Source organism: uncultured Bradyrhizobium sp. (genome assembly GCF_947648125.1).
Lineage (GTDB): Bacteria > Pseudomonadota > Alphaproteobacteria > Rhizobiales > Xanthobacteraceae > Bradyrhizobium.
Window position 1 is genome coordinate 186,036 of the sequence record NZ_CANSMR010000001.1, and the last position, 22,395, is coordinate 208,430.

Annotated in this window: 18 protein-coding genes and 4 pseudogenes; 16 read left to right on the forward strand and 6 right to left on the reverse strand. The window is 61.4% G+C overall.

Annotated elements, in window-relative coordinates:
- Window positions 1–76: 76 nt before the first annotated feature.
- Window positions 77–904, reverse strand: a complete 828-nt coding sequence (locus tag Q0030_RS00915) for an alpha/beta fold hydrolase (RefSeq protein ID WP_298362143.1) — start codon at window positions 902–904, stop codon at window positions 77–79.
- A 346-nt stretch (window positions 905–1,250) separates the two neighbouring features.
- On the opposite strand from Q0030_RS00915, the gene Q0030_RS00920 reads away from it, so the two are divergent.
- The 5 genes and pseudogenes from Q0030_RS00920 (at window position 1,251) to Q0030_RS00935 (ending at window position 4,405) form a co-directional block, all read left to right on the forward strand.
- Window positions 1,251–1,964 (forward strand): FCD domain-containing protein, encoded by a 714-nt coding sequence (locus tag Q0030_RS00920; protein WP_298362146.1) that lies wholly within the window; start codon window positions 1,251–1,253, stop codon window positions 1,962–1,964.
- A 61-nt stretch (window positions 1,965–2,025) separates the two neighbouring features.
- A pseudogene (locus Q0030_RS00925) lies at window positions 2,026–2,354 on the forward strand (AAA family ATPase); the annotation flags it as partial.
- A gap of 215 nt (window positions 2,355–2,569) precedes the next feature.
- Window positions 2,570–3,613 carry an ISL3 family transposase gene (locus tag Q0030_RS00930; protein WP_298363215.1) on the forward strand — a complete coding sequence of 348 codons (1,044 nt, stop codon included), beginning with the start codon at window positions 2,570–2,572 and terminating at the stop codon, window positions 3,611–3,613.
- Window positions 3,614–3,713: 100 nt separating this feature from the next.
- A complete protein-coding gene (locus tag Q0030_RS40520) occupies window positions 3,714–4,082 on the forward strand; it encodes a transposase (RefSeq protein WP_363323403.1) in 369 nt (122 codons plus the stop codon).
- A gap of 104 nt (window positions 4,083–4,186) precedes the next feature.
- The gene (locus Q0030_RS00935) at window positions 4,187–4,405 is read left to right on the forward strand and encodes a hypothetical protein (protein WP_298362149.1); all 219 of its coding nucleotides are present in this window, start codon (window positions 4,187–4,189) and stop codon (window positions 4,403–4,405) included.
- Here Q0030_RS00935 and Q0030_RS00940 read toward each other — a convergent pair.
- The 3 genes from Q0030_RS00940 to Q0030_RS00950 all read right to left on the reverse strand — a co-directional run bounded on the left by Q0030_RS00940 (window position 4,382) and on the right by Q0030_RS00950 (window position 7,543).
- Complete coding sequence (locus tag Q0030_RS00940; protein ID WP_298362152.1) at window positions 4,382–4,717, reverse strand: hypothetical protein; 336 nt, start codon at window positions 4,715–4,717, stop codon at window positions 4,382–4,384. The two genes, Q0030_RS00935 and Q0030_RS00940, sit on opposite strands and share 24 nt — an antisense overlap.
- 463 nt (window positions 4,718–5,180) lie before the next feature.
- The gene (locus Q0030_RS00945) at window positions 5,181–6,347 is read right to left on the reverse strand and encodes a patatin-like phospholipase family protein (protein WP_298363216.1); all 1,167 of its coding nucleotides are present in this window, start codon (window positions 6,345–6,347) and stop codon (window positions 5,181–5,183) included.
- 17 nt (window positions 6,348–6,364) lie between these two features.
- The gene (locus Q0030_RS00950) at window positions 6,365–7,543 is read right to left on the reverse strand and encodes an NAD(P)/FAD-dependent oxidoreductase (protein ID WP_298362155.1); all 1,179 of its coding nucleotides are present in this window, start codon (window positions 7,541–7,543) and stop codon (window positions 6,365–6,367) included.
- A gap of 540 nt (window positions 7,544–8,083) precedes the next feature.
- Here Q0030_RS00950 and Q0030_RS00955 point away from each other — a divergent pair.
- Window positions 8,084–8,533 carry a hypothetical protein gene (locus Q0030_RS00955; RefSeq protein ID WP_298362158.1) on the forward strand — a complete coding sequence of 150 codons (450 nt, stop codon included), beginning with the start codon at window positions 8,084–8,086 and terminating at the stop codon, window positions 8,531–8,533.
- 569 nt (window positions 8,534–9,102) lie between these two features.
- Window positions 9,103–10,017: a hotdog domain-containing protein gene (locus Q0030_RS00960; protein WP_298362161.1), complete on the forward strand. Its 915-nt coding sequence runs from the start codon at window positions 9,103–9,105 to the stop codon at window positions 10,015–10,017.
- Window positions 10,018–10,253: 236 nt separating this feature from the next.
- Here Q0030_RS00960 and Q0030_RS00965 read toward each other — a convergent pair.
- Together Q0030_RS00965 and Q0030_RS00970 are read right to left on the reverse strand one after the other, a co-directional pair.
- Window positions 10,254–11,004, reverse strand: a protein-coding gene (locus Q0030_RS00965) for an IS5 family transposase (RefSeq protein WP_298362164.1) whose coding sequence is annotated in 2 segments (ribosomal slippage) — window positions 10,254–10,680 and window positions 10,679–11,004 — 753 coding nt in all. Because the reading frame shifts where the segments join, the coding sequence is not laid out codon by codon here.
- 75 nt (window positions 11,005–11,079) lie between these two features.
- Window positions 11,080–11,481: pseudogene (locus Q0030_RS00970) on the reverse strand (IS21 family transposase); the annotation flags it as partial.
- Between the two features lie 232 nt (window positions 11,482–11,713).
- Between Q0030_RS00970 and Q0030_RS00975 the strand changes: the two are divergent.
- The 9 genes and pseudogenes from Q0030_RS00975 to Q0030_RS01015 all read left to right on the forward strand — a co-directional run.
- Window positions 11,714–12,222: pseudogene (locus Q0030_RS00975) on the forward strand (transposase); the annotation flags it as partial.
- A gap of 256 nt (window positions 12,223–12,478) precedes the next feature.
- Window positions 12,479–14,275: an acyclic terpene utilization AtuA family protein gene (locus Q0030_RS00980; RefSeq protein WP_298362167.1), complete on the forward strand. Its 1,797-nt coding sequence runs from the start codon at window positions 12,479–12,481 to the stop codon at window positions 14,273–14,275.
- A gap of 14 nt (window positions 14,276–14,289) precedes the next feature.
- Window positions 14,290–15,759 carry a biotin carboxylase N-terminal domain-containing protein gene (locus tag Q0030_RS00985; RefSeq protein WP_298362170.1) on the forward strand — a complete coding sequence of 490 codons (1,470 nt, stop codon included), beginning with the start codon at window positions 14,290–14,292 and terminating at the stop codon, window positions 15,757–15,759.
- Window positions 15,759–16,262: a biotin/lipoyl-containing protein gene (locus tag Q0030_RS00990; protein ID WP_298362172.1), complete on the forward strand. Its 504-nt coding sequence runs from the start codon at window positions 15,759–15,761 to the stop codon at window positions 16,260–16,262. Before Q0030_RS00985 ends, Q0030_RS00990 begins: the two co-directional genes overlap by 1 nt.
- A complete protein-coding gene (locus Q0030_RS00995) occupies window positions 16,263–17,870 on the forward strand; it encodes a carboxyl transferase domain-containing protein (protein ID WP_298362175.1) in 1,608 nt (535 codons plus the stop codon).
- A gap of 117 nt (window positions 17,871–17,987) precedes the next feature.
- Window positions 17,988–19,172: a lipid-transfer protein gene (locus Q0030_RS01000; RefSeq protein WP_298362178.1), complete on the forward strand. Its 1,185-nt coding sequence runs from the start codon at window positions 17,988–17,990 to the stop codon at window positions 19,170–19,172.
- Between the two features lie 24 nt (window positions 19,173–19,196).
- A pseudogene (locus tag Q0030_RS01005) lies at window positions 19,197–20,030 on the forward strand (SDR family oxidoreductase).
- A 137-nt stretch (window positions 20,031–20,167) separates the two neighbouring features.
- On the forward strand, window positions 20,168–20,809 hold the full coding sequence (locus Q0030_RS01010; protein ID WP_298362181.1) for a TetR/AcrR family transcriptional regulator: 642 nt from the start codon (window positions 20,168–20,170) through the stop codon (window positions 20,807–20,809).
- Window positions 20,797–22,395, forward strand: coding sequence for a carboxyl transferase domain-containing protein (locus Q0030_RS01015; RefSeq protein ID WP_298362185.1), 1,599 nt, complete (start codon window positions 20,797–20,799; stop codon window positions 22,393–22,395). The genes Q0030_RS01010 and Q0030_RS01015 overlap by 13 nt, the downstream gene beginning before the upstream one ends.

A 22,395-nucleotide genomic window follows, 5' to 3' on the forward strand; every position in this document is an offset into this window, starting at 1 on the left:
TATCCGAGACGCTGAACGCTCACTCTTTCCTCCTTACTATTCGAAATGTCGGACCGCCTATCCAGAGGCGGGCACATCAGGACTCGGCGAGAAAATCCTCAACGAGTCGAATGAAACGTGCCGCCTGCTCGATTTGTACCCAATGCCCGCATCGGCCGAAGACATGCAGCTGAGAGGCCACAATGAGCTGATTCAGCCGAAGGGAGGTCTCCAGTGGCACGACATTGTCATCGCGGCCGTGCAAGATAAGCGCTTCTTGGGAAATGGCGCGAATATCGTCCTCGTTGCTGGCGAGTGCGCTGACCCAACGCTGCCTCGGCGCAGGAAACATTGCGGAGAACGATTCCTGAAAGCCCGGCCCGATGCTCGCCTTGTATCGTAATTCCGCGAGTTCATCGCTCACGAGGCTTCGGTCGTAGGCGAAATAGTCCATTACCTTGCGCATATTCTGCACGGATGGCTCATATCCCCACACGGCGTTGAGACCCTCGGTGAGATCGAAATTGACTCCCGCCGAACCCATGAGAACGAGGCGCCGAACTCGCTTCGGAAATTTTATAGTGAAGGCCAGCGACAGCGCGCCACCGAATGAATTCCCGACGAGGTCGACAACCTCGAGATTCAGAGCATCCAAAATACCCGTGAGGTGCTTGATCCAAAGATCGAGATTGTATTCAGCGGCGTGTGGCCGCTCGGTAAAGCCGAAGCCAACCATGTCGGGTGCGATGACGCGCCTATCTCGAGACAACGCGGGGATCACCGCTCTCCAGTTCGCCCAAGCCGTGACGCCCGGTCCCGAGCCATGAATAAGCACGACAGGCGCACCCGATCCGACGTCATGAAGGTTCGTCGCGATCCCGTTTGCGTCGATTGTTCGGGCAATGTCCGGATAGGCTTCCTGCACGATATCCCTCCCAGGGTCTTGGGACGTTCCTCACAACTGCTTTCCGCGGGTTCCACCGCGGAATGGCGGGCGCACGAACCAAGGGATCGAGACGTTAGGGCAGGCGCAAGGCCCTCCACCAACGGTCGCTCTTCTCAATCCGAGCGCTCTGCATCCCCTCATATATCGACTTTTAGTAATAAAAACGATATTATTATTGTTCGTCAAGTGATTTTATGGCGTGAAACCGGTGGGCAGGCTATATCATCGCTTTCGAGACCGGATCGCGTCGTCGCGGACGGTCCTCCAGTCCAGTAGGGTCATGCGCCAACGTTGGTCGGGCAGATTTGGAGCTAAGGAGAGATGGTTGACCGCGGAACCATTAAGAACGGGTCTCGGTGGCGCGAGGTTTACAGAGAAGAAACCAACGGCCATTGAGTTTACGTATGCAGTAGTTAGAAGCCGGATCATTGAAGGAGTGTATCCACCAGGTTCCAAGCTTCATCTCGAAACGCTAAAGTCGTCGTTCGGTATTAGCGGTAGCACCCTCCGCGAAGCGTTGACGCGATTGATGGCGGATCGGCTTGTAATCACCGAAGGCCAAAAAGGGTTTCGCGTGACGCCGATGTCGCTATCGGACCTTGAGGATCTGACAGATGCGCGTATAAAGTTGGAGACAAGCGCGTTAGCTGAGAGCATCAAGCTGGGCGATGACGCTTGGGAAGATAACCTCGTCACTTGCTTTCACCGTCTTGCTCGGGCGCAGGAAAGACTCGAGGTTGATCCCGCCATTGCCTTCGATGCGTGGGAAGTTCGGAACAAGGAGTTTCACGAGGCGCTTGCGGCGGCGTCGCCTTCAGCTTGGCTTGCTCGGTTTAGACAGGTTTTGTTTCAAAGTTCCGAACGCTACCGTCGACTTTCTGGCACGAGGGGACCGGTTCCTTTTGAAGTGCACAATGAGCATGAGGAAATATTCAAAGCTACGATGGCGCGGGACACGGATAAGGCGGTATCCGCACTCGCTGCGCATATTCGACGATCCGTGAACGTTATACGTGCAAAAGCATTGCTCCCTGACTGAGTGAGAATGAAAGTGGAGGATGTCTCGCCCCATGTTGAAATGCGCGCGGTTCATGGAGCGTTCCGGCATCGCCGCCGAGAACCTCGAAAGTCGATTGGGTATCGCGCCGCGCACCATCGGCAGCACGGAGCATGGGTGGGGACAGAGCCGCGACATGTTCGCCACTCGTGATGTTCTTGTGATCGACGAGGAGGGCGTGGTCAGCACGCGGTAACTGGAGTGCGTGGTGCTCCGTGCCGCAGCGTCCAGTGCGAAGGCTGCGCTGGTCGCTGATCCGCAACAGTTCAGTTGCAATCCATTGAGGCGGGCGCGGCGTTCCGCTCGATCCACGAACACCACGGTCGGGCGGAGGTCCGAGAGGTGCGCTGCCAGCAGGAGGGCTGGCAGCGCTATAGCGCCACAATCTGGCTGGGAAGCGCGCGACAATCAGGGGTTCTTCCGCATATTTGGTGCAGGGTGCGGGATTCACGGACGGCGCGAATAAGGGCATAAGGTTGGAATCGCAGTCGACGCCGTGATTCGCCTTGCTCCAAGCCTTCCGCTCGCTGATTTCCCCCGAGCTTTTGATTGTCCAGATACTTCCCCAAACTGACAGGGTGGTGCTTGTGGCTCGACCGAAGGCAGCGGTCTCGCTCTGTCCCTGTTGCAGCTACCAAACTCGTCGGGTCCACAGCCATTACACGCGACGGTTAGCCGATCTGCCATGGCAGGGTCAGGTGGTCGAAATCCGGCTTCAGGCGCGACGGTTTCGATGCGCGAATCCCAGATGCCTGCGCCGAATATTTACCGAGCGGCTACCAACGACAGTACGGCCGAGAGCGAGACGAACAATCCGTCTCGGCGAGAGCCAATTGGCGATCGGCTTTGCTGTAGGCGGAGAGCCCGGCTCGTGCCTATCGCACAAACTCGCCATGCCGGTTAGCGGCGACACCTTGCTCCGGATGGTTCACTCGGCGCCCTTACCGGATTTTGCTGCTCCGACTGTCGTCGGCATCGACGATTGGGCCTGGCGTCGTGGCCAGCGATATGGAACGATCATCTGCGATCTGGAGCGCAATTGCGTGCTTGACCTGCTTCCGGATCGTAACGCCGACAGTGTTGCTCGCTGGCTGAAGAGCTGGCCGGGGATCAAGATTGTGGCCCGTGATCGTGCGGGTCTTTATGCTGACGGCGCCCGCTGTGGTGCGCCCGACGCAGTGCAGGTCGCGGACCGATGGCACTTACTTAACAGCTTAGGGGATGCCTTGCGTCATGCGGTCGGTCGCCATCGTCGCAACCTAGCCGCAGCGGTGCAGATCATGGCAGCCGCAAAGACTCCGATCACCGGCGTTTCCGCGCCAGCGCCGGGCCTTGCACAATTGCGAGCGGATAGACGAGCTGCGCGACGCGAACGTTGGGATGAAATTTGTCGCCTCCGCGCGCAAGGTTGTCCGACATCCGGCATCGGCAAACTACTCGGTGTCGACAGGCGCACTGTCCAGCGCTGGCTCGCCGCCGGCGGCGAGCCAGACCATTCGCGTCCTCTAGACCCTCGCACCTTCTCGCGCCCTTCGAGGCATGGCTTGAAGCGCGCTGGGCCTCAGGCAGCCGGGTCGGTCAGCAGCTTTGGCGGGAGCTTCAGCAGCAGGGTTATACCGGAAGCCGGGTGACGATAGCACGATGGGCTGCGAACAGGCGTAAACGAGAAGCCCCGGAAGGAGCAGCACAACCGCCTCCGACCTGGAAAGCTCCTACGCGTCGTCGCTGTGCTTGGTATTTGAGCCAGAATCTGGATCAGATCGATGCCGAAACCAAGCTGTTTCTCGGGCACCTGTTTGCCCAAGCGCCGGAACTCGCCACGGCAGCCGAGCTGGCGAAGCGGTTTGTGTCCCTTCTCCCCCCGGCGGCGGCGACATCGCCGAGCTCGACGAGTGGATCGCACAAGCAGCCAACAGCGAGCTCAAGAGCTTCGCCAGCGGCATCGCGCGCGACGTCGACGCCGTCCGCGCAGCAATAACTACCTCTTGGACAACCAGTCCTGTCGAAGGCCAGATCAGCAGGATCAAAGCCATCAAACGACAGATGTATGGCCGCGCAAGCTACCCGCTACTGCGTCGACGCGTGCTTCTGGCCGCCTGAAATCGACCTTCCGTTGCTCTCGATGCACCAAATATGCGGAAGAACCCCAGATTGTCGCGCTATACTCGAGGCGGGAGCTCATATCATTGGTGCGGTGATGGTGCGTGAATGGCCCGATCCAGAGCCCCGATCTGCAATTCCAGAGCGGCGAGCTGATCGACAATAGCCTGCAGCGCCTGTTTCATCGCGGACGGAAGAGCTTCGCGATTGCTCTCGTCCGTGATGATCGCGGCAAGCTGCGCGAGACCTTCGCGTCCAGTCTCCGCAATAAGGCCGAACTCGGCAAGGTGAGCCCGGAGCTATTGATCAGCTGCGTGCGCTGACGGATCAAAAGATCCCGTGTTCGGTGCAACATCAGCGCGGCTTGCTGATCGGCCGACTTGATCGGCACGAACCGCATCGATGGGCGTGTCACGGAGGCGCACGGTATGACCAAGCTTGGAGACTTCTCGCGCCCAATGATGAGCGGTTCCGCAGGCTTCCATACCGACCAGGCAAGGAGGAATCTTCCTAAAGAAGTCGATGACCTGCTTGCGCCGTAACTGACGGCTGATGACGACCTTGCCTGCGCTATCCACGCCGTGCACTTGGAATACGTTCTTGGCGAGATCAACGCCGATGGTGTTAACCTGCATTTGGACGACCCCTTCCGGTGATTCGTTGTTCAACGATCACCCTTTGGCACATTCGATGCCGGGAGCGGGCGTCGTCCACCACATCAATCGCGTGCGCGTACGAGGTGCCAAAAAGGCAAGGTGCGTCAAGTAGCGGAGCCGTGCCAATGACGATCGCAAGCGTAATGTTTACGTTGATCCCGAGCAACAGGCGGAAGGTCGGGTACGCGTTGTGCGGGATGTTGCACAAGTTTGGGGCGTCGCTGGTCGACGTTTGAACCTTTGCAGTCGAGCCTCCTTTCGTTGCGGAGGGTATCATTCTCCAAGAAACGGATGAAGTCGGCGCATGCGGAGAAAGAAGCAATGATTTCGCAGTGCGGTCCGATTTCCGAAAGGACGAGCCGAGTGGCGCTGCAGCGCGGAGAAGCTGTTCTGCTGAGATTTGTAACGTCGTTATGGCTCGACTTTGAGGCATAGGCCAATGCTATGGATCGGCCCAGATCGGCGTGAGCCGGCGAAGCGTGGTTGAGACCGCAGTGTCATCTCGCGATGGCCGATCGTGACGCGACAACAGCGAACGCGACTCGGCAAGGAGATTTCTAGCCGTCAAGTATCCCTGCTGCTTGTGGCGGGCGATCGTCGGCGTCGAGAAGTCGTATTCCGCGGCCGGAGGCTCGCGCTCAGAGGTTGCGCGAACGATCCGGGTGATCGACGTCTTGCCACCTCCGCCCATCAGGTGAACGTAACGCGGCCTTTCCTTCAGCCTGGCCGCAGTGTCGGAATCGACCGCCAGCATCACCTCCGAGACAAGCGCCTGAAACTCTTGAACCAACTCACGGAGCTGGGCATCGTTGCGGATCCGCTCGCCATAGGTGATCTCGTCGCGACGAGCGAGCACTTCGGCGAGATTGTTTGGGAGTGGCCGTCTTCCGGGAAAGAGATCGACGATGATGATGCGCTTGTTGTCCGCGCCGCATCGCATCAAGACGTGCTCAAGCGGCGAGTTGCTGATGATCCCGCCATCCCAATAGCGTCGTCCGGCAATCGTGGTCGAGGGGAACATCGGAGGAAGGCTTCCGCTCGCCAGGATATGTTCTGCCTTCAATTCATCGGTGTGGCTATCGAACAAGACGAGTTCGCCGAGCTCGACGTCGATGGCGCCGACGATGAGCCGCACCGGGCTCGTTCTGAGCCGCGAGAAATCTACATATTTGCGCAGCAGGTCCTTGATCGGGCTCGCATCGTAGAAGCTGGTCCACTGATAAGGCCACCATTCGCCATCCTTTCCGGGCGCAAGCCAGCGCGGATGGAAGAAGCCCGGAATGCCCCAGAGCATGGCACTTGCCATGGCGAAGGCATTGCTGGCATGGGGTGGCGCGAGTTCGGGCGTCGCGATGCTGATGTCGTTCCAGAATTGGTCCAGCGCTCTGTCCGAATCGTGAGGGTTGCTTGCGATGATGGCTCCGTTGATCGCGCCGATCGAAACGCCGCCTACGATATCCGGGATGATCCCCCTTTCGTTCATGGCGCGCAGCACGCCACATTCAAAGGCGCCGAGCGCTCCACCGCCCTGCAGGATCAATACGGTCTGCCGCGCGAGGTCGCCAAGGTCGGCATCAGGATCGGTCAGCTGCGCGAGTGCCGCTCGCACATCGACACGGTCGCGGATCAGGGTGTCGATCGTGCGCGTCTCCTCCGGGGGCCGCCCGGTTGAGAAGAGCCCGGTGATCGCCCCGGATCGAATGTAGAACTCGGCGAATGACTTGTCTTCGAGGCTACCTCTGCCGATGCGAAGCTCGGCTCCTTCGCTCGTCCCGAGAAACGTGAAGCCGAAACCGAGAAATTCGCAGAAGTAGTGGGGTACGTCGCGGTAGGGGACGCGCTGCCCGAGCATATTCTTGGCGGCAATGTGCCCCTGCTGGTGCGCATTATCCCAATGCTCGTTCGTTGCCACACCCCGATCGGATCCGGATAGGTCGCGACATCGCCGGCGGCGAAAATGTCCGGGAAACTGGCTTGCAGAAACTCGTCGACGACCACGCCGTCCTCGACGCGAAGGCCCGATCCTTCGAGAAAGGCGGTCTGCGGCACGGCACCAACGGCGAGGATGACGCTTCCACATGCGATGTGCTGGCCGGAGAGCGTTTCGACCTCGGCCACGCGCCCGGTTCCGTGAAAGGCCCGGACCCGGTCCTCGAGTAACACGTCGATCCCGTAGCGCTTGCAGCGATCGAGAAAATAGGCGGAGAGCCGCGGCGATTGAACCTTTGGAAAAACCGTGGCGGCTTGGTCGATCATTGTGACCCTGATGCCGATGCGGACGAGCGACGTTGCGATTTCCATCCCGATAAAGCTCGTGCCAATGACCACCGCGCGGGCACCGGGAGCCGCCGAAACCCACTTGCGAAGCGCGAGCGCATCAGCGAGCGTACGGAATTTGAATATTCCGTCGAGCCCAGCGCCCGGCACATCGAGCTCCCGCGGCCGCGCCCCGGTCGCGATCAGCAACTTGCGATATTGATAAACAACACCGGTATGATCCGTAACACGATGATCGGAGGGGTGCACATTGCGTGCGGCGGTCCCCAGGCGCAGGGCAATCTCATCTGCAGCATAGCGCTCCGGGGGCAGCAACGGGATCTGATCCGGTCGGAGCTCGCCCGTGACGATGTTCTTGGTGAGCAGCGGGCAATTGTAAGGAGGGACTGGCTCCGCTCCGAGCAAAATGATACCGCCCTTTGCGCCTTCATTGCGCAGCGTTTGCGCTGCCGTCACTGCGGCGATTCCGCCTCCAATTAGAAGAAAATCCGTCTCAATGATCGAGGTAGCCGCGTCGGCTGCATTCATGCTCATAACCGACTATTTCGGGAGAATTCAGTAAGCTTCGCACGCGCTTTGAGGACGGCGTCTTGCTCGGTAATTCATGGCAGGGACCTTTCGGTTCTCATAGCCCAGATATATCCTTGTATACCGTGAGGCTGGCCGCAATCGACAGTACGCCTGGCGCGCAAATTCGTTAGCCGTTTCGTCGATAAAACCTGCACACATAAGGGCCGATTTGCCAACGGTGGGTTTGATCGAGATCAACACGCCATCCCTCCATGATGGCCCAAGAAGTTCAGGTTAGGTGAGATGATGGAAAAGTTGTCTCGCCGGTCGTTGCGCATCCATTTGAAGGCGCTTCGATGCGAAGCTGTCCGATCCGTGGGCTTGGATCGTCTGCTGTACGTGTCAGTTGACCATGCGTGATGTTTCACAGGCTCTCAGCGTCGGTGCAACCGACAGCAGGAACGCGCCTCACGCTCCAGCGGCACTGCCGCACACGACGCAGCCCGTTTCAGAGATGGGCATCGAAAAGGTTCAGTCATCGGCGGGAAATCAGTGCCGGTGCAGGAACAGATTTTGATTGAACGGCCTTTCAGCCGTCTGCTTCGTTTCCAGATGGGTCGTACCAGCGAGAGGCCCCGCGTCCTTCTCGTAGCGCCGATCTCCGGCATGCGGTCGATGATCCTTCGCGACATGATTCTGGCGATGCTGCCCGGTCATGAGGTTCATTGCTTAATCTGGCGGAATGCGGCCGAAGTTCCGGTCGAATGTGGCCCGTTCGGACTCGATGACAATATCGCTGATGTCGTCGAAACGCTGGGTTGTCTGGGAGAGGGAAACCACGTCATCGGGCTTTGCCAGTCCGCGCTGCCCGTGCTTGTGGCGGCAGCCATTCTCGCCGGCACACCGACCCAACCAATCTTCAGCGACACCCCGCGCAAGATCTCGAGGTCGCCGCGCCTGCGTGCGCCGTTCCGACAATCGGGGAAAGAGGTCAAGGACGAATTCTAGTTTACGTGAACGTTCGGGGCGCGCTTTGCGAGCGCATCGCGGGGACCGAGCGCGGGAAGCACTTGGCCGCCCGCGTAGAGCATTCCGGTTGACTCCGAAGAACGATACGGTATTGTTTTCATAGAGATTTTGGCTTGCGCATTCCGCTACGGATTTCGGAGGTGCCTTAAGACGCCAGCATGCTTGATGCAGCTTCCGCCGCGTAAGGGTTCGCCTCAGATCGTTAGGCGACCGTTCAATAGCCTCACGGGGCCCGACATTCGCCTAAGCGGTCTGCAGGGATTCCGGCCTGTGAGAACTCTACGAGGCGCTGATCCCGCACGACCAAACAAGCTTACTGGACTCAAATGAACAGATCGATATTACTTACCCGCGGTCTTTGCCGTCTCTGCGGTTCTCTTGGCGTGTAGTCCGGCATTAGGTTGGGCGGAGATAGCGTCTATGACCGATCTGATCTGTCCTGCCGGACGCGCTTTCCAAAGCACCGAGAAGGCAAGCCCTCAAAAAAACATGCCCGAAGCCGAACACACGATGTTTGATCACTCGTGACCGAGCTCTGAGATCTCAAAATGGCGAAAACATTGAGATTCAATGCGCCCTTGCCGTTCGCGGAATTGGTGCGGGCTGTCAAAAAGCATCGCTCGACCTACGGACAAATCTGTGGCCTTCATCTCAATCGCGCTGCTCCGGGTGAAGTCTGGTCGAGCTTGCCATACCACGCCGTATTCGTCGGAGACACAGGGACGGGTGTTCTTCACGGTGGGGTTGTGACTGCCATGCTCGATGAGAGCTGCGGCATGGCCGTTCAGCTTGCTCTCGATGGTACTCGCGCCATCGCCACGCTCGACCTCCGCATTGATTATCAAAAGCCGGCGACGCCGGGCTTCGACATTAAGGCGCATTCATTTTGCTACCGAGTAACCCAGTCGATCGCCTTTGTACGGGCGACGGCCTACCAGGAATCACAGGAAGATCCCATCGCTACTGCAACGGCCTGTTTCATGATTGGAGCAAACCGTCCCAATTTGTACAAGGATAGGCCGTCAGTCGATCACCCGTCGCGGATACTTGAGGAGCCGGAGGATCAGACCGGCCCATTCGCGAACAGCCCGTTCGCGCGCTTTCTCGGAATTTGCGTCAGTGAAGAGGGCACGCTGATGATGCCTTTCTCACCACAGATCATTGGCAACCCGATGCTTCCTGCCATCCACGGCGGCATAACTGGCGCCTTACTCGAGACAACGGCCATCGTTCGCGCGACACGCGACCTCGGCCTTCTGGCTTCTCCCAAACCAATTGGTCTGACGTTCAATTATCTCCGCCCAGGTCGCGCCCTCGACTGCTACGCAACCGCTTCGATTGTCAAACAGGGGCTGCGTATCGTCGCTTTCGAAGCGCAGGCCTGGCAGGGCGACCGTGCCAAACCCATCGCTTCGGCATTCGGGTATTTTATGCTGCGACGGAACAAACCTGAAATAGGATGAAATAGGAATTGACTGGTTGGGGCAATTGTTCCTGCGTCAACCTGATCTGGTTGTTTCCGGATGTCGAGCGCTGGCTATACGAATAGCAGTTCCGGTTGGTTGCCTATGCCTGAAAGAATTAGAATGCCAGACAAGAAAGGTTAAGCGGCGTCAGATGGTACTCGCGACTGAGGCGAACGAGAATATCGCGATCAAACACAACTCCGACGAGGGTTTGCTCTAAGGCCTGTTTACAATTAGCGGCTTGCGAGGAAGCTGGCGACGAGATTGAGAAGGCCGGCAAAGCTGGCATCGGTCTTTTCGTAGCGAGTTGCGATGCGCCGGAATGCCTTGAGGGAACAGAAGAAGTTCTCGACCAGATGGCGCCATTTGTACATTTCGGCGTCATGGGGGATGCGCCCGGCGCGGTCGGCCTTGGATGGAATGACTGCTGCAGCGCCGCGTTCATGGAGGTTGGCGCGCAGCCAGTTGTTGTCGAAAGCCTTGTCGCCGATCAGCGCCGCAAAATCGAGACCGGTGATCAAAGGCTCAACGCCGATGCTGTCGTGACGCTGGCCGGGCAAGAGCACGAAGCGAATGAGATTGCCGAGGGCGTCGACCAAGGCCATGATTTTGGTGGTCAGGCCGCCACGCGAGCGGCCTATGGCCTGATTTTGAGTCCCCCTTTTCGCCGGTGCCATGCTGGTGGACCCGGACGAGCGTGCCATCGATGAGGACATATTCGAAATCAGGATCCTCGCAGAGCGCCTTGAAAACCCGCTCCCAGACTCCCTTCTGCGCCCAGCGCCAGAAGCGCGTATAGACGGTGAACCACTTGCCGAACGCTTCCGGCAGATCGCGCCACGGCGAGCCCGTGCGCGCAATCCAAAGAACCGCTTCGATAAAGAGCCGGTTGTCGCGCCCGCTGCTGCCAGGGTCACCGGCTTTGCCCGACAGTTCCGGCGCGATCCGCTCCCACTGGGCGTCGCTCAACTTCAATCGAATCAAGGCTGTTCTCCTTTTTCAGCCTTGAATCAATTTTCTGCCGGTTTGAGAATCCCTGACTGTAAACAGGCCTTAGTCGCCCAGATGGATTTGGCGCATCGAAGGATGGACCCGCCTCTTCCAAGCCTCGTAGGTAGTGCAAAACCATTTATAGCCAAAGCCATCGAGATGGGCGTTGCGGTACTCATCCCAAAAGAAAAGCCGGGTCACATTGCGCCGGCGCAGTTCCTTCTCGACATAGAACCAATCGGAAACAGGTCGCTGAGGGCTCTGCGAGGCCGCCCGCGGCGCGGGGAAAAGCAAGAGTTCAAAATCTTCATTAGTCAGGCTATCTGCCAGCGGCCAACTGAGGCCGACAGCGCCGGCACGGCGCAGATAACCATGCACGACGCCGTTGCTGATGTCGATGGTGCGGGCAATCGCCCGTTCCAGTAGGCCTTGAACATGCTTGAGACCAAAGACTTCTCTGATCCGGCGCATCGACAATCTCTGGGTAGGCGTTGGGCTTCCTCGTTAAATGACGAGGCTGTCCTAAGCCGCTTGAGATGTCGGCCGAAGCGGGCGCGCGGGGCTGCGAAAAGCTGCTCACGATCCCGCGAAATCGTTGCTCACGATCGTCTGAAATCTATACTCATGATGCGCTGAAATCCTGAAATCCATGCTCACGATCCCGCGAAACGCGCACCAGGCTTGGCGCGAACTCGCGCCGCAGCTCAATCCCGACAAGTTGGTCTTATCGACGAGACCGGCGCCTCGACCAAAATGGCACGGCTTTACGGCCGTTCAAAACGCGGCCAACGTTGCCGCGCCGCGGTTCCGCATGGTCATTGGCTGACCACGACCTTCACCGCCGCTTTGCGCTGCACCGCCCTAACTGCGCCGATGACGCTCGACGGACCTCTGAACGCCGTCGCTTTCCTCACCTATGTCGAACAGTTATTGGCGCCCACCCTCAATCCCGGCAACATCGTCGTGATGCACAATCTGCCGGCACAAAAAAGTGCCGCCGTCCGCACGGCAATCGAGGCCGGCGGCGGCAGCCTTCTGCTGCTGCCCTATTCGCCAGGCTTCAACGCGATCGAGAACGCCTTTGCCAAATTCAAATCGAACCTGCGCAAAGCCGCCGCCAGGACCGTCGATGCCCTCGAAGCCGCAATCGCCGACGCCTATCCGGCATTCACCCCTAACGAATGCGCCAATTGTTTCCTTGCCGCAGGATATCGCGCAACATCATGGAACGCCTGCCGAAAGAGCATCATGCGACCATTCGTTCGATGCTGCGCCAGACACAGCCTGTGTTGTTGACCAAAATCAAACATATGTTAGAAAACTTCCAAGGCATCGGAGCTGCGTGTGTCGGCTTCGACCCATGCTCGGCGTCTGCAACGCCAGCAGTCGCCTCGAAATCTGGAACGCCCCGGGGGGCGATCTTGGGATCGGTCTGAGCCCAAATGGGTGGGGCAATTGGGAGGTTGCGATGACGGAGCGAACCGTGCGTATCGGATGCGCCTCGGGGTTCTGGGGCGACACGCCAGAGGCGATTGGACAGCTGGTGACGAAGGGCGACATCGACTATCTGGTCTTCGACTATCTTGCCGAGATCACGATGTCGCTGGTTGCGCGGGCGCGGGCGAAGTCGCCCGAGGCCGGCTATGCCCCCGACTTTGTCCAGGCGTTAGCGCCCTTCCTGCCCGAAATCAGGCGCAAGGGCATCAAGGTCGTCGCCAATGCGGGCGGCGTGAACCCGCGCGGTTGCCGCGAGGCGTTGGCCAGAGCTGCGGAGGCGGCCGGCGTGAGGATCAGCATCGGCGCGGTGCTCGGCGACGACCTCATGGACCAAGCCGAGAAGATGCGGGCAGCCGGCATCACCGAGATGTTCTCGGGCGCGCCGTTTCCCGACAGGCTGATGAGCACGAACGCCTATCTGGGCGCGCGCCCGATCGCGGCCGCCCTCGCTGCGGGTGCGGATATTGTGGTGACCGGGCGCTGCGTCGACAGTGCGGTGGCGCTTGGGCCGCTGATGCATGAATTTGGCTGGGGCGATGACGACTGGGACCGGCTCTCCCAGGGTTCGCTTGCCGGCCACCTGATCGAATGTGGGCCGCAGGGGACCGGCGGCAATTTCACCGACTGGCGAGAGGTGCCAGGCTGGGACGACATGGGCATGCCGATCGTCGAGGTGGCGCAAGACGGCCGCTTCATCATGACGAAGACGCCCGATACCGGGGGGCTGGTGGTGCCGGCCTCGGTGGGCGAGCAGATGCTCTATGAGATCGGCGATCCGCAGCGCTATATCCTGCCCGACGTGATCTGCGACTGGTCGCAGGTGACGCTGGATCAGGTGGGGCCGGACCGGGTGCTGGTGCGGGGCGCGCGTGGGCTGGGACGGACCGACAGCTACAAGGTGTCGGCCACCCATGCCGACGGCTGGCGCGCGATCACCACGCTGACCTTGGCCGCGATCGAGGCCCCGGCCAAGGCCGAACGTGTGGCAGAGGCGATCCTGACCCGCTGCCGCCGCATCTTCCGCGGGCGCAATCTGGCCGATTTCCGGCAGGTCAGCGTGGAGGTGCTGGGCGCCGAGGCGGCTTATGGGGCGAATGCCCGCGCCCGCACGCGCGAGGTGGTGTTGAAGATCGGCGTGACCCATGACGACCGCGACGCGCTAAACATTTTCGCCGGTGAGATCGCGCCGATGGCGGTCTCCTCCGCGCAAGGCTTAACCGGCTTCTTCGCGGGCCGGCCAAAGGTACAGCCGGTCGTGCGGCTTTTCTCCTTCCTGCATCCGAAGTCCGGCACGCCCGTCACGGTGGAGGTGGATGGAACGACGGTCCCGGTACAGATATCGACGGATGCGGCGACGCTTCCTGCGCTCGAGCCGTATCGCGGCGAAGCGGGCGATCCGGGCGCAGATGCGGTGACGGTGCCGCTCGTGACTTTGGCCTGGGCGCGCTCGGGCGACAAGGGCAACATCGCCAATATTGGCGTGATCGCGCGAAAACCCGGATACCTGCCCTACATCCGCGCCGCGCTCACCGAAGAGCGAGTGAGGAAGCATTTCGCGCATGTCTGCGAGGGACCGGTTGAGCGCTTCGAACTGCCCGGCATTCATGCGCTGAACTTCATGCTGCACGACTCCCTCGGCGGCGGCGGCATCGCCTCCGTCCGCATCGACCCCCAGGGCAAAGGCTATGGTCAGATCCTGCTGGATATCCATATCCCCGTGCCAGCCGAGCTTGCCTGGCGCGGCTTGTCGGCCCAACAGGCTGCATGAGGGGCGAGCCAGGCATGCAAATCCAAAAGCTTCTCGTCGCAAATCGCGGGGAAATCGCCGCACGCATCCTGCGCACGGCGCGGACGCAGGGCATTGCAACTTCCGTCCTGCGGCATGTGAATGAACAGCCCGGCCCCGCGCACCTGATCGCGGACGAGATCGTCGAGATCGACGGCGCGACGCCGGTCGCAGCCTATCTGGACATCGCACAGATCGTGGCCGCCGCCCAAAGGATCGGCGTCGATGCGGTACATCCCGGCTATGGCTTTCTGGCCGAAAATGCAGCCTTCGTCCGGGCGCTGGACACCGCCGGGATAGGCTTTGTCGGTCCGACCGGAGAGGTAATCGCTCTGATGGGCGACAAGGTGCGCGCCCGCGCTTTCGTCGAACAGCGCGGCTTTCCCATAGCGCCCTCGGCCATCGAGGACGACGACCCGGCCACCTTCGTCGAACGCGCCCGCGCAGTGGGCTATCCGCTGCTCATCAAGCCTTCCGCCGGCGGTGGCGGCAAGGGAATGCGCGTCGTGCACGAGGATGCCGCACTCGAGGCGGAGATCGAGACCGCACGCCGCGAGGGCGAACGTTATTTTGGCGACGGACGTTTGTTCGTAGAGCGCTATATCGAGCGGCCGCGTCATATCGAAGTGCAGGTGATGGGCGACGGGCGGGGGCAGGTCGTGCATTACTGGGAACGCGAATGCTCGATTCAGCGTCGGTTCCAGAAGATTATCGAGGAAACGCCCTCGCCGGCACTAAGCTCTGAGCAGCGGGCCGAGATTTGCGAGACCGCCGTCGGGATCGCGCGCGCGGTGAACTATCGCGGCGCAGGTACGGTGGAGTTCATCTATGCGCCCGATGGCGCATTCTATTTTCTTGAGATGAATACCCGCCTTCAGGTCGAACATCCGGTGACGGAAATGGTGACTGGGATCGACCTCGTGGCCGAGCAGCTACACATCGCCGCCGGTAGGGGACTCAACCACGCCCAGGCGGAAATTCGCCAGACCGGACACGCCATCGAGTTGCGCATCTGTGCGGAGGATGCCGCCGCCGATTTCCGTCCGGCTATCGGCGAGGTGCTCCTGGTGGAAGAGCCGCAGGGCGCGGGCGTTCGGGTGGATAGCGGCATTCTGGAAGGCTGCAAGGTGACGACCGATTTCGACCCGATGCTTGCAAAGCTCATCGCCCATGGCCCTGACCGTACCGCCGCCATCGCGCGCATGCGCGCCGCCGTTCGGGATTACGTGATCCTAGGCGTGACCACCAATACCGGCTATCTCGATGCGATTCTGGCGCATCCTCGCTTTCTCGCAGGCGACGTCTCGACAGGGTTTCTCGCCGAAGAGGCAGCAGTGCTGACTGCGCCAGGTGAGGACGTCACCGATATCCTTGTGGCCGCGACGGCTCTGTCGGACAGGCGACTTGTCCGAACGGTCGATGAGATACCCGAGATGTACCGGCTGATGGGGGCCTGGAGAAACTGATGCGGCGGATACTCGAGATCGGCAACGGGGAAATTCCGATCTGGCTGGCCCACACCGGCAAGGGATATGTCGTTCATGTACGGGATCGGGCCGTGCCCTGCGCCCTAACTCCCTCTCAGGGCAGGGGCGCTTACGTGCTGGAGCTTGAGGGGCGAAGCATCCCGCTGCGTATGGCTGTAAGCGAGACGGCGACATTCATCCATCTGTACGGCCGCGCCTACGAGGTCGGGCGCATCGATCCGGCAGACTGGCTGGTTGAGGACGGCGCAGGTGCAGGGAACGACAGTATCGTGGCGCCGATGCCGGGGGTCGTTGTCTCGGTCGCGGTTGGAGCCGGCGACCGCGTCGAAAAGGGCCAGATGCTCCTGGTGATCGAGAGCATGAAGCTCGAGACCTCACTGAGCGCGCCCCGGGGTGGCGTGGTGGCCGAACTCCCATTTGCTCCTGGCCAAGGCTTCGGTCTCAAGAGCGTTCTGGTGCGGCTTGCACCCAAGGAGGAATAGATGCGCCGGATCCAGAGCCGGATCGATATCAACGCCGTTGACTACAGGGAAAACTACGCCGCCATGACCGGGCGGCTGCAAGAGTTTCATGCGCGCCAGAACGCCGCCCGTTACGAACGCCCGCAGCGCGATCTCGATCGCCTGGCGCGCCAGAACAAGCTGACGGTTCGCGAGCGCCTCGACTTGCTTCTCGACCCCGGAACGCCGTTTCTGGAGTTTTCCACGCTCGCCGCCTGCCGCGCATATGACGGCACGGTGCCTGGCGCGGGTGTCGTGACGGGCATCGGCATCCTGCAGGGACGTGAGGTGGCGATCCACGCCAATGACGCAAGCGTCAAGGGCGGTGCTTGGTATCCGCTGACCGTGAAGAAGATCGTCCGGCTTCTCGACGTCGCGGTCGAGAACTGCCTGCCAGTTGTGCATATCTGTGACAGCGCGGGCGGTTTTTTGCCTCTGCAGCATGGCGTCTTTCCCGACCGCCATCTCGGCGGCCGTGTGTTCCGCAACCAGACGATACTGAGCCGGATGAACGTGCCTCAGCTGGCGATCGTCGGTGGGCATTGCACCGCGGGCGGTGCCTATGTCCCGGCACTGAGCGACTATAACATCATCATTGAAGGCACCGGCGCGATCTTTCTCGGCGGTCCGCCTCTCGTGAAGGCAGCGACCGGAGAGGACGTTGGCGTCCAGGAACTGGGTGGCGCGATCATGCACACCAGCGTGTCGGGCACCGGCGATTACCGGGCCGCCAGCGAGGCGCATGCCTTCGCGCTAGCTCGCGAAATCGTGAGTCAGTGGAAGCGGCCCCAGAAAGCGGTGATCGAGACCGCGCCGATCGAAGAGCCCTTCTACGACCCGCGGGAGCTCTATGGCATCATTCCGAAGGACCGCAAAATCCAGTTCGACATGCGCGAAGTGATCGCGCGCATCGTTGACGGATCGCGATTCCACGAATACCAGCCCCATTACGGCACGACCCTGGTCTGCGGCTTCGCCCATGTCTGGGGCTTCAAGGTGGGGATTTTGGCTAATAATGGCGTGTTGTTCAACGACAGCTCGCTCAAGGCTGCGCATTTCATCCAGCTCTGCAATCAAAACCACACGCCGCTGGTCTTCTTCCAGAACATCACGGGCTTCATGGTCGGCCGCGAATACGAGGAACGCGGAATCACCAAGGACGGAGCAAAGATGCTGATGGCGCAAGGTGGCTCGGTGGTGCCGAAGTTCACGGTGATCGCCAATGCCTCGTACGGTGCCGGCAATTACGGCATGTGCGGTCGGGCCTGGGACGCGCGCACGCTGTTCATGTGGCCGCAGGCCGAGATCGGCGTGATGGGCGCCGAACAGGCGGCCAATACCTTGGCCGACGTGAAGATTCGTCAGCTGCAGCGGGAGGGAAAAGAACTGACCGACGAGGAGATCGCCGAGATCCGAGAACCGGTGCTGGAGCGCTACAAGCGCGACGTGGAGGCCTATACCTCGACCTCTGAGATTTGGGACGACGGCATTCTCGATCCGGTCGATACGCGCAATGCGCTGGGACTGTCGATCTCTGCGGCCCTCAACGCACCCATCGGCGATCCTCATTACGGTGTCTTCAGGATGTGACGGTATGTGACGGTGTGGCCGGGCAGATGGCCCAGAGCGCCGAAGGAAGCTGCCACTCGCTTCAGTTGTTGGAAATCGCTGCTCGGCCGGACGGCCATGTGATGGGAGAAAATCAAAATGAGTGACAAAGCCTGTATCGTAGGTGTAGGGGTGGTGCCGTTTCAGAAACCTGGCAAGTCTGAGAGCTACGACGTGATGGCCGCGAAGGCCACGCGCGCGGCGCTGGAAAACGCTAGCCTCGACTACGACAAGGTGCAGCAGGCCTATGCAGGCTACGTCTACGGCGACAGCACCTGCGGCCAGCGCGCGCTATACCACGTGGGGATGACGGGCATCCCGGTAGTCAACGTCAACAACAACTGCTCCACGGGCTCTACGGCGTTGTTTCTTGCGCGGCAAGCGGTGGAGAGCGGCGCGGTGGATTGCGCTCTTGCACTCGGGTTCGAACAGATGCCGCCCGGCGCCATCGGCGCCATGTTCCACGACCGGGTCAGCCCCTTCCAGGCTTTCGACGAGGAAACCGACGAACTTGTCGGTCATCCCGAGATCCCGTTGGCGCTGCGCTACTTCGGCGGGGCAGGCAAGGCGTATATGGACGAATTCGGCACCACGCTGGAAACCTTCGCCAAGATCCGCTCCAAGGCCAGCCGGCACGCGGCGAGGAATCCCGTCGCGCTGTTCCGCCAGGAGGTCACGCCGGAGGAGGTGCTGGCTGCGCAGGTCGTGTGGCCCGGCGTGATGACCAAACTCATGGCCTGCCCGCCCACCTGCGGCGCTGCGGCCGCGATCGTCTGTTCGAAGACATTCGCTGACAAGCACGGGCTCGACAGCTCGGTGCGCATCGCCGCGCAGGCGATGACGACCGACGGCCCGGAAACGTTCAAGGCACACGACATGCGCGAGGTCGTGGGTGCGTCGATGGCCAAGCGGGCGGCCGACCAGGTTTACGAGGCGGCGGGCATCGGGCCCGAAGACCTGGACGTGGTGGAACTGCACGACTGCTTTGCCCACAACGAGCTCATCACCTACGAGGCCCTCGGCCTCTGCGGGCACGGCGAGGCCGGGAAGTTCGTCGATGATGGCGACAATACCTATGGCGGAAAGTACGTCACCAATCCCTCGGGGGGCCTTCTCTCGAAGGGGCACCCGCTGGGCGCCACGGGTCTCGCGCAGTGCACCGAACTGGTCCAGCAGTTGCGCGGCCAAGCCGACGCGCGCCAGGTCGAGGGCGCCCGGCTTGCGCTTCAGCACAATCTGGGACTGGGCGGCGCCTGTGTGGTGACGCTGTACGAGAAGGCCTGAGGCAGGCCAACGGGAGGAAACGACATGACCGGGAAACTCGAAGGCCGCGTGGCCCTGGTTTCGGGCTCGGGCCGCGGAATCGGGCGCGAGATTGCGCTGAAGCTCGCATCGGAAGGCGCAAGGGTCGTGGTGAACGACCTTGACGCCGATCCGGCCAACGACACCGCCGAGGCGATCCGCGCCGCCGGCGGCGAGGTTGCAGTCTGCGCCGGCAGCGTGACGTAGGACGGCCTTGCCGAACGCTTCGTCGAGACGGGCGTCGACAGTTTCGGCGGGCTCGACATCATTGTGAACAACGCCGGTTACACCTGGGACAGCGTGGTCCAGAAGATGACCGACGAGCAGTGGCGCGCGATCATCGACGTGCATCTGATCGCGCCTTCAGGATTCCTGCGCGCCGCCCAGCCGGAGATCGCCGCCAAGGCCAAGGAGGAGGCGGCCGCCGGCAATGAGGTGTTTCGGAAGGTCGTGAACATCTCGTCGATCGCCGCCACCGGCGGCAATGCCGGCCGGCCAGATCAACTATTCCGCCGCCAAGGCCGGTATCCTGGGCGTCACCCGGACGATGGCGAAGGAATGGGGGCGCTACAAGGTGAACGTGAATGCGGTGGCCTTTGGACCGATCCGCACCTGCCTGACCGAGGGCAGCGTCGACGGCGACAGCAAGATTTTGGTAGAGAACAAGGAGATCAAGGTCGGCGTGAATCCCGCCCTGCTAGCCAGATGGAGCGGATGATCCCGCTGGGCCGGGTTGGCACGCCACAGGAGGCGGCCGGCGCCGTTTATCTGTTCTGTTCGCCGGAGTCGGACTTCATCTCGGGCCAGTACGTGATCTGCGGCGGCGGCTTCACCATCTGATGCCGTTCCGCCGGTTTTCCCGGCGACGCAAGCCTCTCACGCATCTCTGTGGTGGCGGCCTGATTGAGGCGCTTGACACGGCTGGAGAGCAAAGCTAACAAACGTTAGTTATGCTCGTAGAAGAGCTGCGTGCCCCCTTGACCGCATCCGTCTTGAAAGCTGCCGAAGAGAGTTCCCGCGCGCCGGTTGGCCGCGACGGTATCCTGAATGTCGCCGCGCGGCTTTTTCGCGAGCAGGGCTATGGCGCGGTCTCCCTGCGAAGGATCGCCGAGGCCGCCGGTATCAAGGCCGGCAGCATCTACTATCACTTCGGATCGAAGGACGAGATCGTGGTAGCCATCCTCGACGAAGGCATATGGGCGGTTCACGACAGGATGCGCCGCGCGATATCCGACGTATCGGGGGGAGATGCGGCAACCGTCCTGCGCGCCGCGATCCGGGCGCATCTGCGCGCTTTGCTGGACGTCAGCGACTATTCCTCCGCCAACGTCCGCATCTTCGGCCAAGTGCCTCAGTCGGTCCGCGATGCCAACCTTCCGGCGCGACGGGCCTATGAGGCCGAGTGGGACGGCTTGTTGAGCCGCCTCAAGGCCGACGGTGCCCTGCGCGAGGTGGTCGATGTCCGGCGGCTCCGTCTGATGTTGATCGGCGCGCTAAACGCCACGCTGGAATGGTTCGATCCGGAGCGGGGCAGCGCCGAGGCGCTCGCCTCCGCCTATGCGGACGTGTTTCTGAACGGTGTTCTTACGAAGCGTAGCGATCCGGCATGGCCCAGCTGACCACACGGCTTTCCCCCGTCTCCGAAGTCCTCGCTCGCAACCGCGAGGCGCAGACGACCCGCGTCGACACCCTTCGCGCCCGGATGGCGGAAGCCACCGGCGGCGGGCGCCCCGAGATGGTGGATCGTCACCGCAAGCGCGGCAAGCTTCTAGTGCGCGAGCGGATCGACTTACTGGTGGATCCCGGAACGGCATTCCTCGAGCTTTCCAGCCTGGCTGCCTGGGGCCAGTATGGTGGCGAGGTGCCGGGGGCAGGCATCGTCACCGGCATCGGCATCGTCCACGGCCTGCCGTGCATCATGATCGCCAACGACGCAACGGTGAAGGGCGGCTCCTTCTATCACGAGACCGTCAAGAAGCACATCCGCGCACAGGAGATCGCGGCCGAGAATCGGCTTCCTTGCCTCTACCTCGTCGATTGCGGCGGCGCCTACCTGCCCGAGCAGGATCGCGTCTTTCCCGACGCGCGCCATTTCGGCAACTCCTTCTTCCGCCAAACCAATATGTCGGCCAGCGGCCTGCCGCAGATCTCGGCCGTCTTCGGCGGCTGCACGGCGGGCGGGGCCTACATCCCGGCGCTGTCCGACGAGGTGATCATGGTGCGCGGCAACGCTCGCATCCACCTGGGCGGGCCGTCGATCGTGAAGGTCGCGATCAACGAGGTGGTCGATGGCGAAACCCTGGGGGGGGCCGAGATGCACTCGCGCGTTTCGGGCGTATCCGACCATCTGGCCGAAGACGAGTTCCACGCTCTGGCGCTGATGCGCGACATTGTTGGCAATCTGGGCCTGAAACGATCGATGGCTCCGGATGCACGCGCTGCCGCACCTCTGCACGATCCCGCGGAACTCCTCGGCGTCATCAGCGCCGACCGCAAAGAACCCTACGACATGCGTGAGGTGCTCCTCCGGGTGATCGACGCCGGCGCATTCCGCGAGTTCAAGCCCGGCTGGGGCGAAACGCTGGTCTGCGGCACCGCCCGGATCCACGGCTACCGCGTCGGCATTCTCGCCAACAACGGGGCGCTCTTGTCCGACAGCTCGCTCAAGGGCGCGCAGTTCGTCTCCATGTGCGATCAGCGCAACATACCGCTTCTGTTTCTGCACAACATCTCGGGTTTCATGGTTGGCACCGAGGCGGAGCGCGGCGGCATCGCCAAGGACAGCGCCAAGCTGGTCTACGCCACGTCGGTGGTCAAGGTGCCCCGCCTTTCGGTCCTGCTCGGCGGTTCCTACGGGGCGGGGAACTACGGCATGTGCGGCCGGGGGTTCGCGCCGCGCTTTCTCTTCGCCTGGCCCACAGCGGAATTGGCCACCATGTCGGCCGACATCGCCTCGAATGTGATGATGGAATTGCGCCGCGAGAAGGGCGGAGACCCCGCGAAAATGCAGGCCGATCTGGAACGGATCGAGGCCAAGGTGCGCGCGCAATATGCCAAACAGTCCGACCCGTACTACGCCACGTCGCGGCTCTGGGATGACGGACTGATCGAGCCTGGCCAGACCCGCGACATCCTGGGCCTGTGTCTGGCCATAACGACCTCGGTTCCAGATGCGCGACGTCACACGCCTGTCTTCAGAATGTAG

Bases quoted from the DNA above. Each gene is read 5' to 3' on its own strand.
- Q0030_RS00940 (WP_298362152.1), bottom strand. From the start codon at position 4,717: ATGCAGGTTAACACCATCGGCGTTGATCTCGCCAAGAACGTATTCCAA.
- Q0030_RS00950 (WP_298362155.1), bottom strand. From the start codon at position 7,543: ATGAATGCAGCCGACGCGGCTACCTCGATCATTGAGACGGATTTTCTT.
- Q0030_RS00960 (WP_298362161.1), top strand. From the start codon at position 9,103: ATGGCGAAAACATTGAGATTCAATGCGCCCTTGCCGTTCGCGGAATTG.
- Q0030_RS00980 (WP_298362167.1), top strand. From the start codon at position 12,479: ATGACGGAGCGAACCGTGCGTATCGGATGCGCCTCGGGGTTCTGGGGC.
- Q0030_RS00985 (WP_298362170.1), top strand. From the start codon at position 14,290: ATGCAAATCCAAAAGCTTCTCGTCGCAAATCGCGGGGAAATCGCCGCA.
- Q0030_RS00990 (WP_298362172.1), top strand. From the start codon at position 15,759: ATGCGGCGGATACTCGAGATCGGCAACGGGGAAATTCCGATCTGGCTG.
- Q0030_RS00995 (WP_298362175.1), top strand. From the start codon at position 16,263: ATGCGCCGGATCCAGAGCCGGATCGATATCAACGCCGTTGACTACAGG.
- Q0030_RS01000 (WP_298362178.1), top strand. From the start codon at position 17,988: ATGAGTGACAAAGCCTGTATCGTAGGTGTAGGGGTGGTGCCGTTTCAG.
- Q0030_RS01015 (WP_298362185.1), top strand. From the start codon at position 20,797: ATGGCCCAGCTGACCACACGGCTTTCCCCCGTCTCCGAAGTCCTCGCT.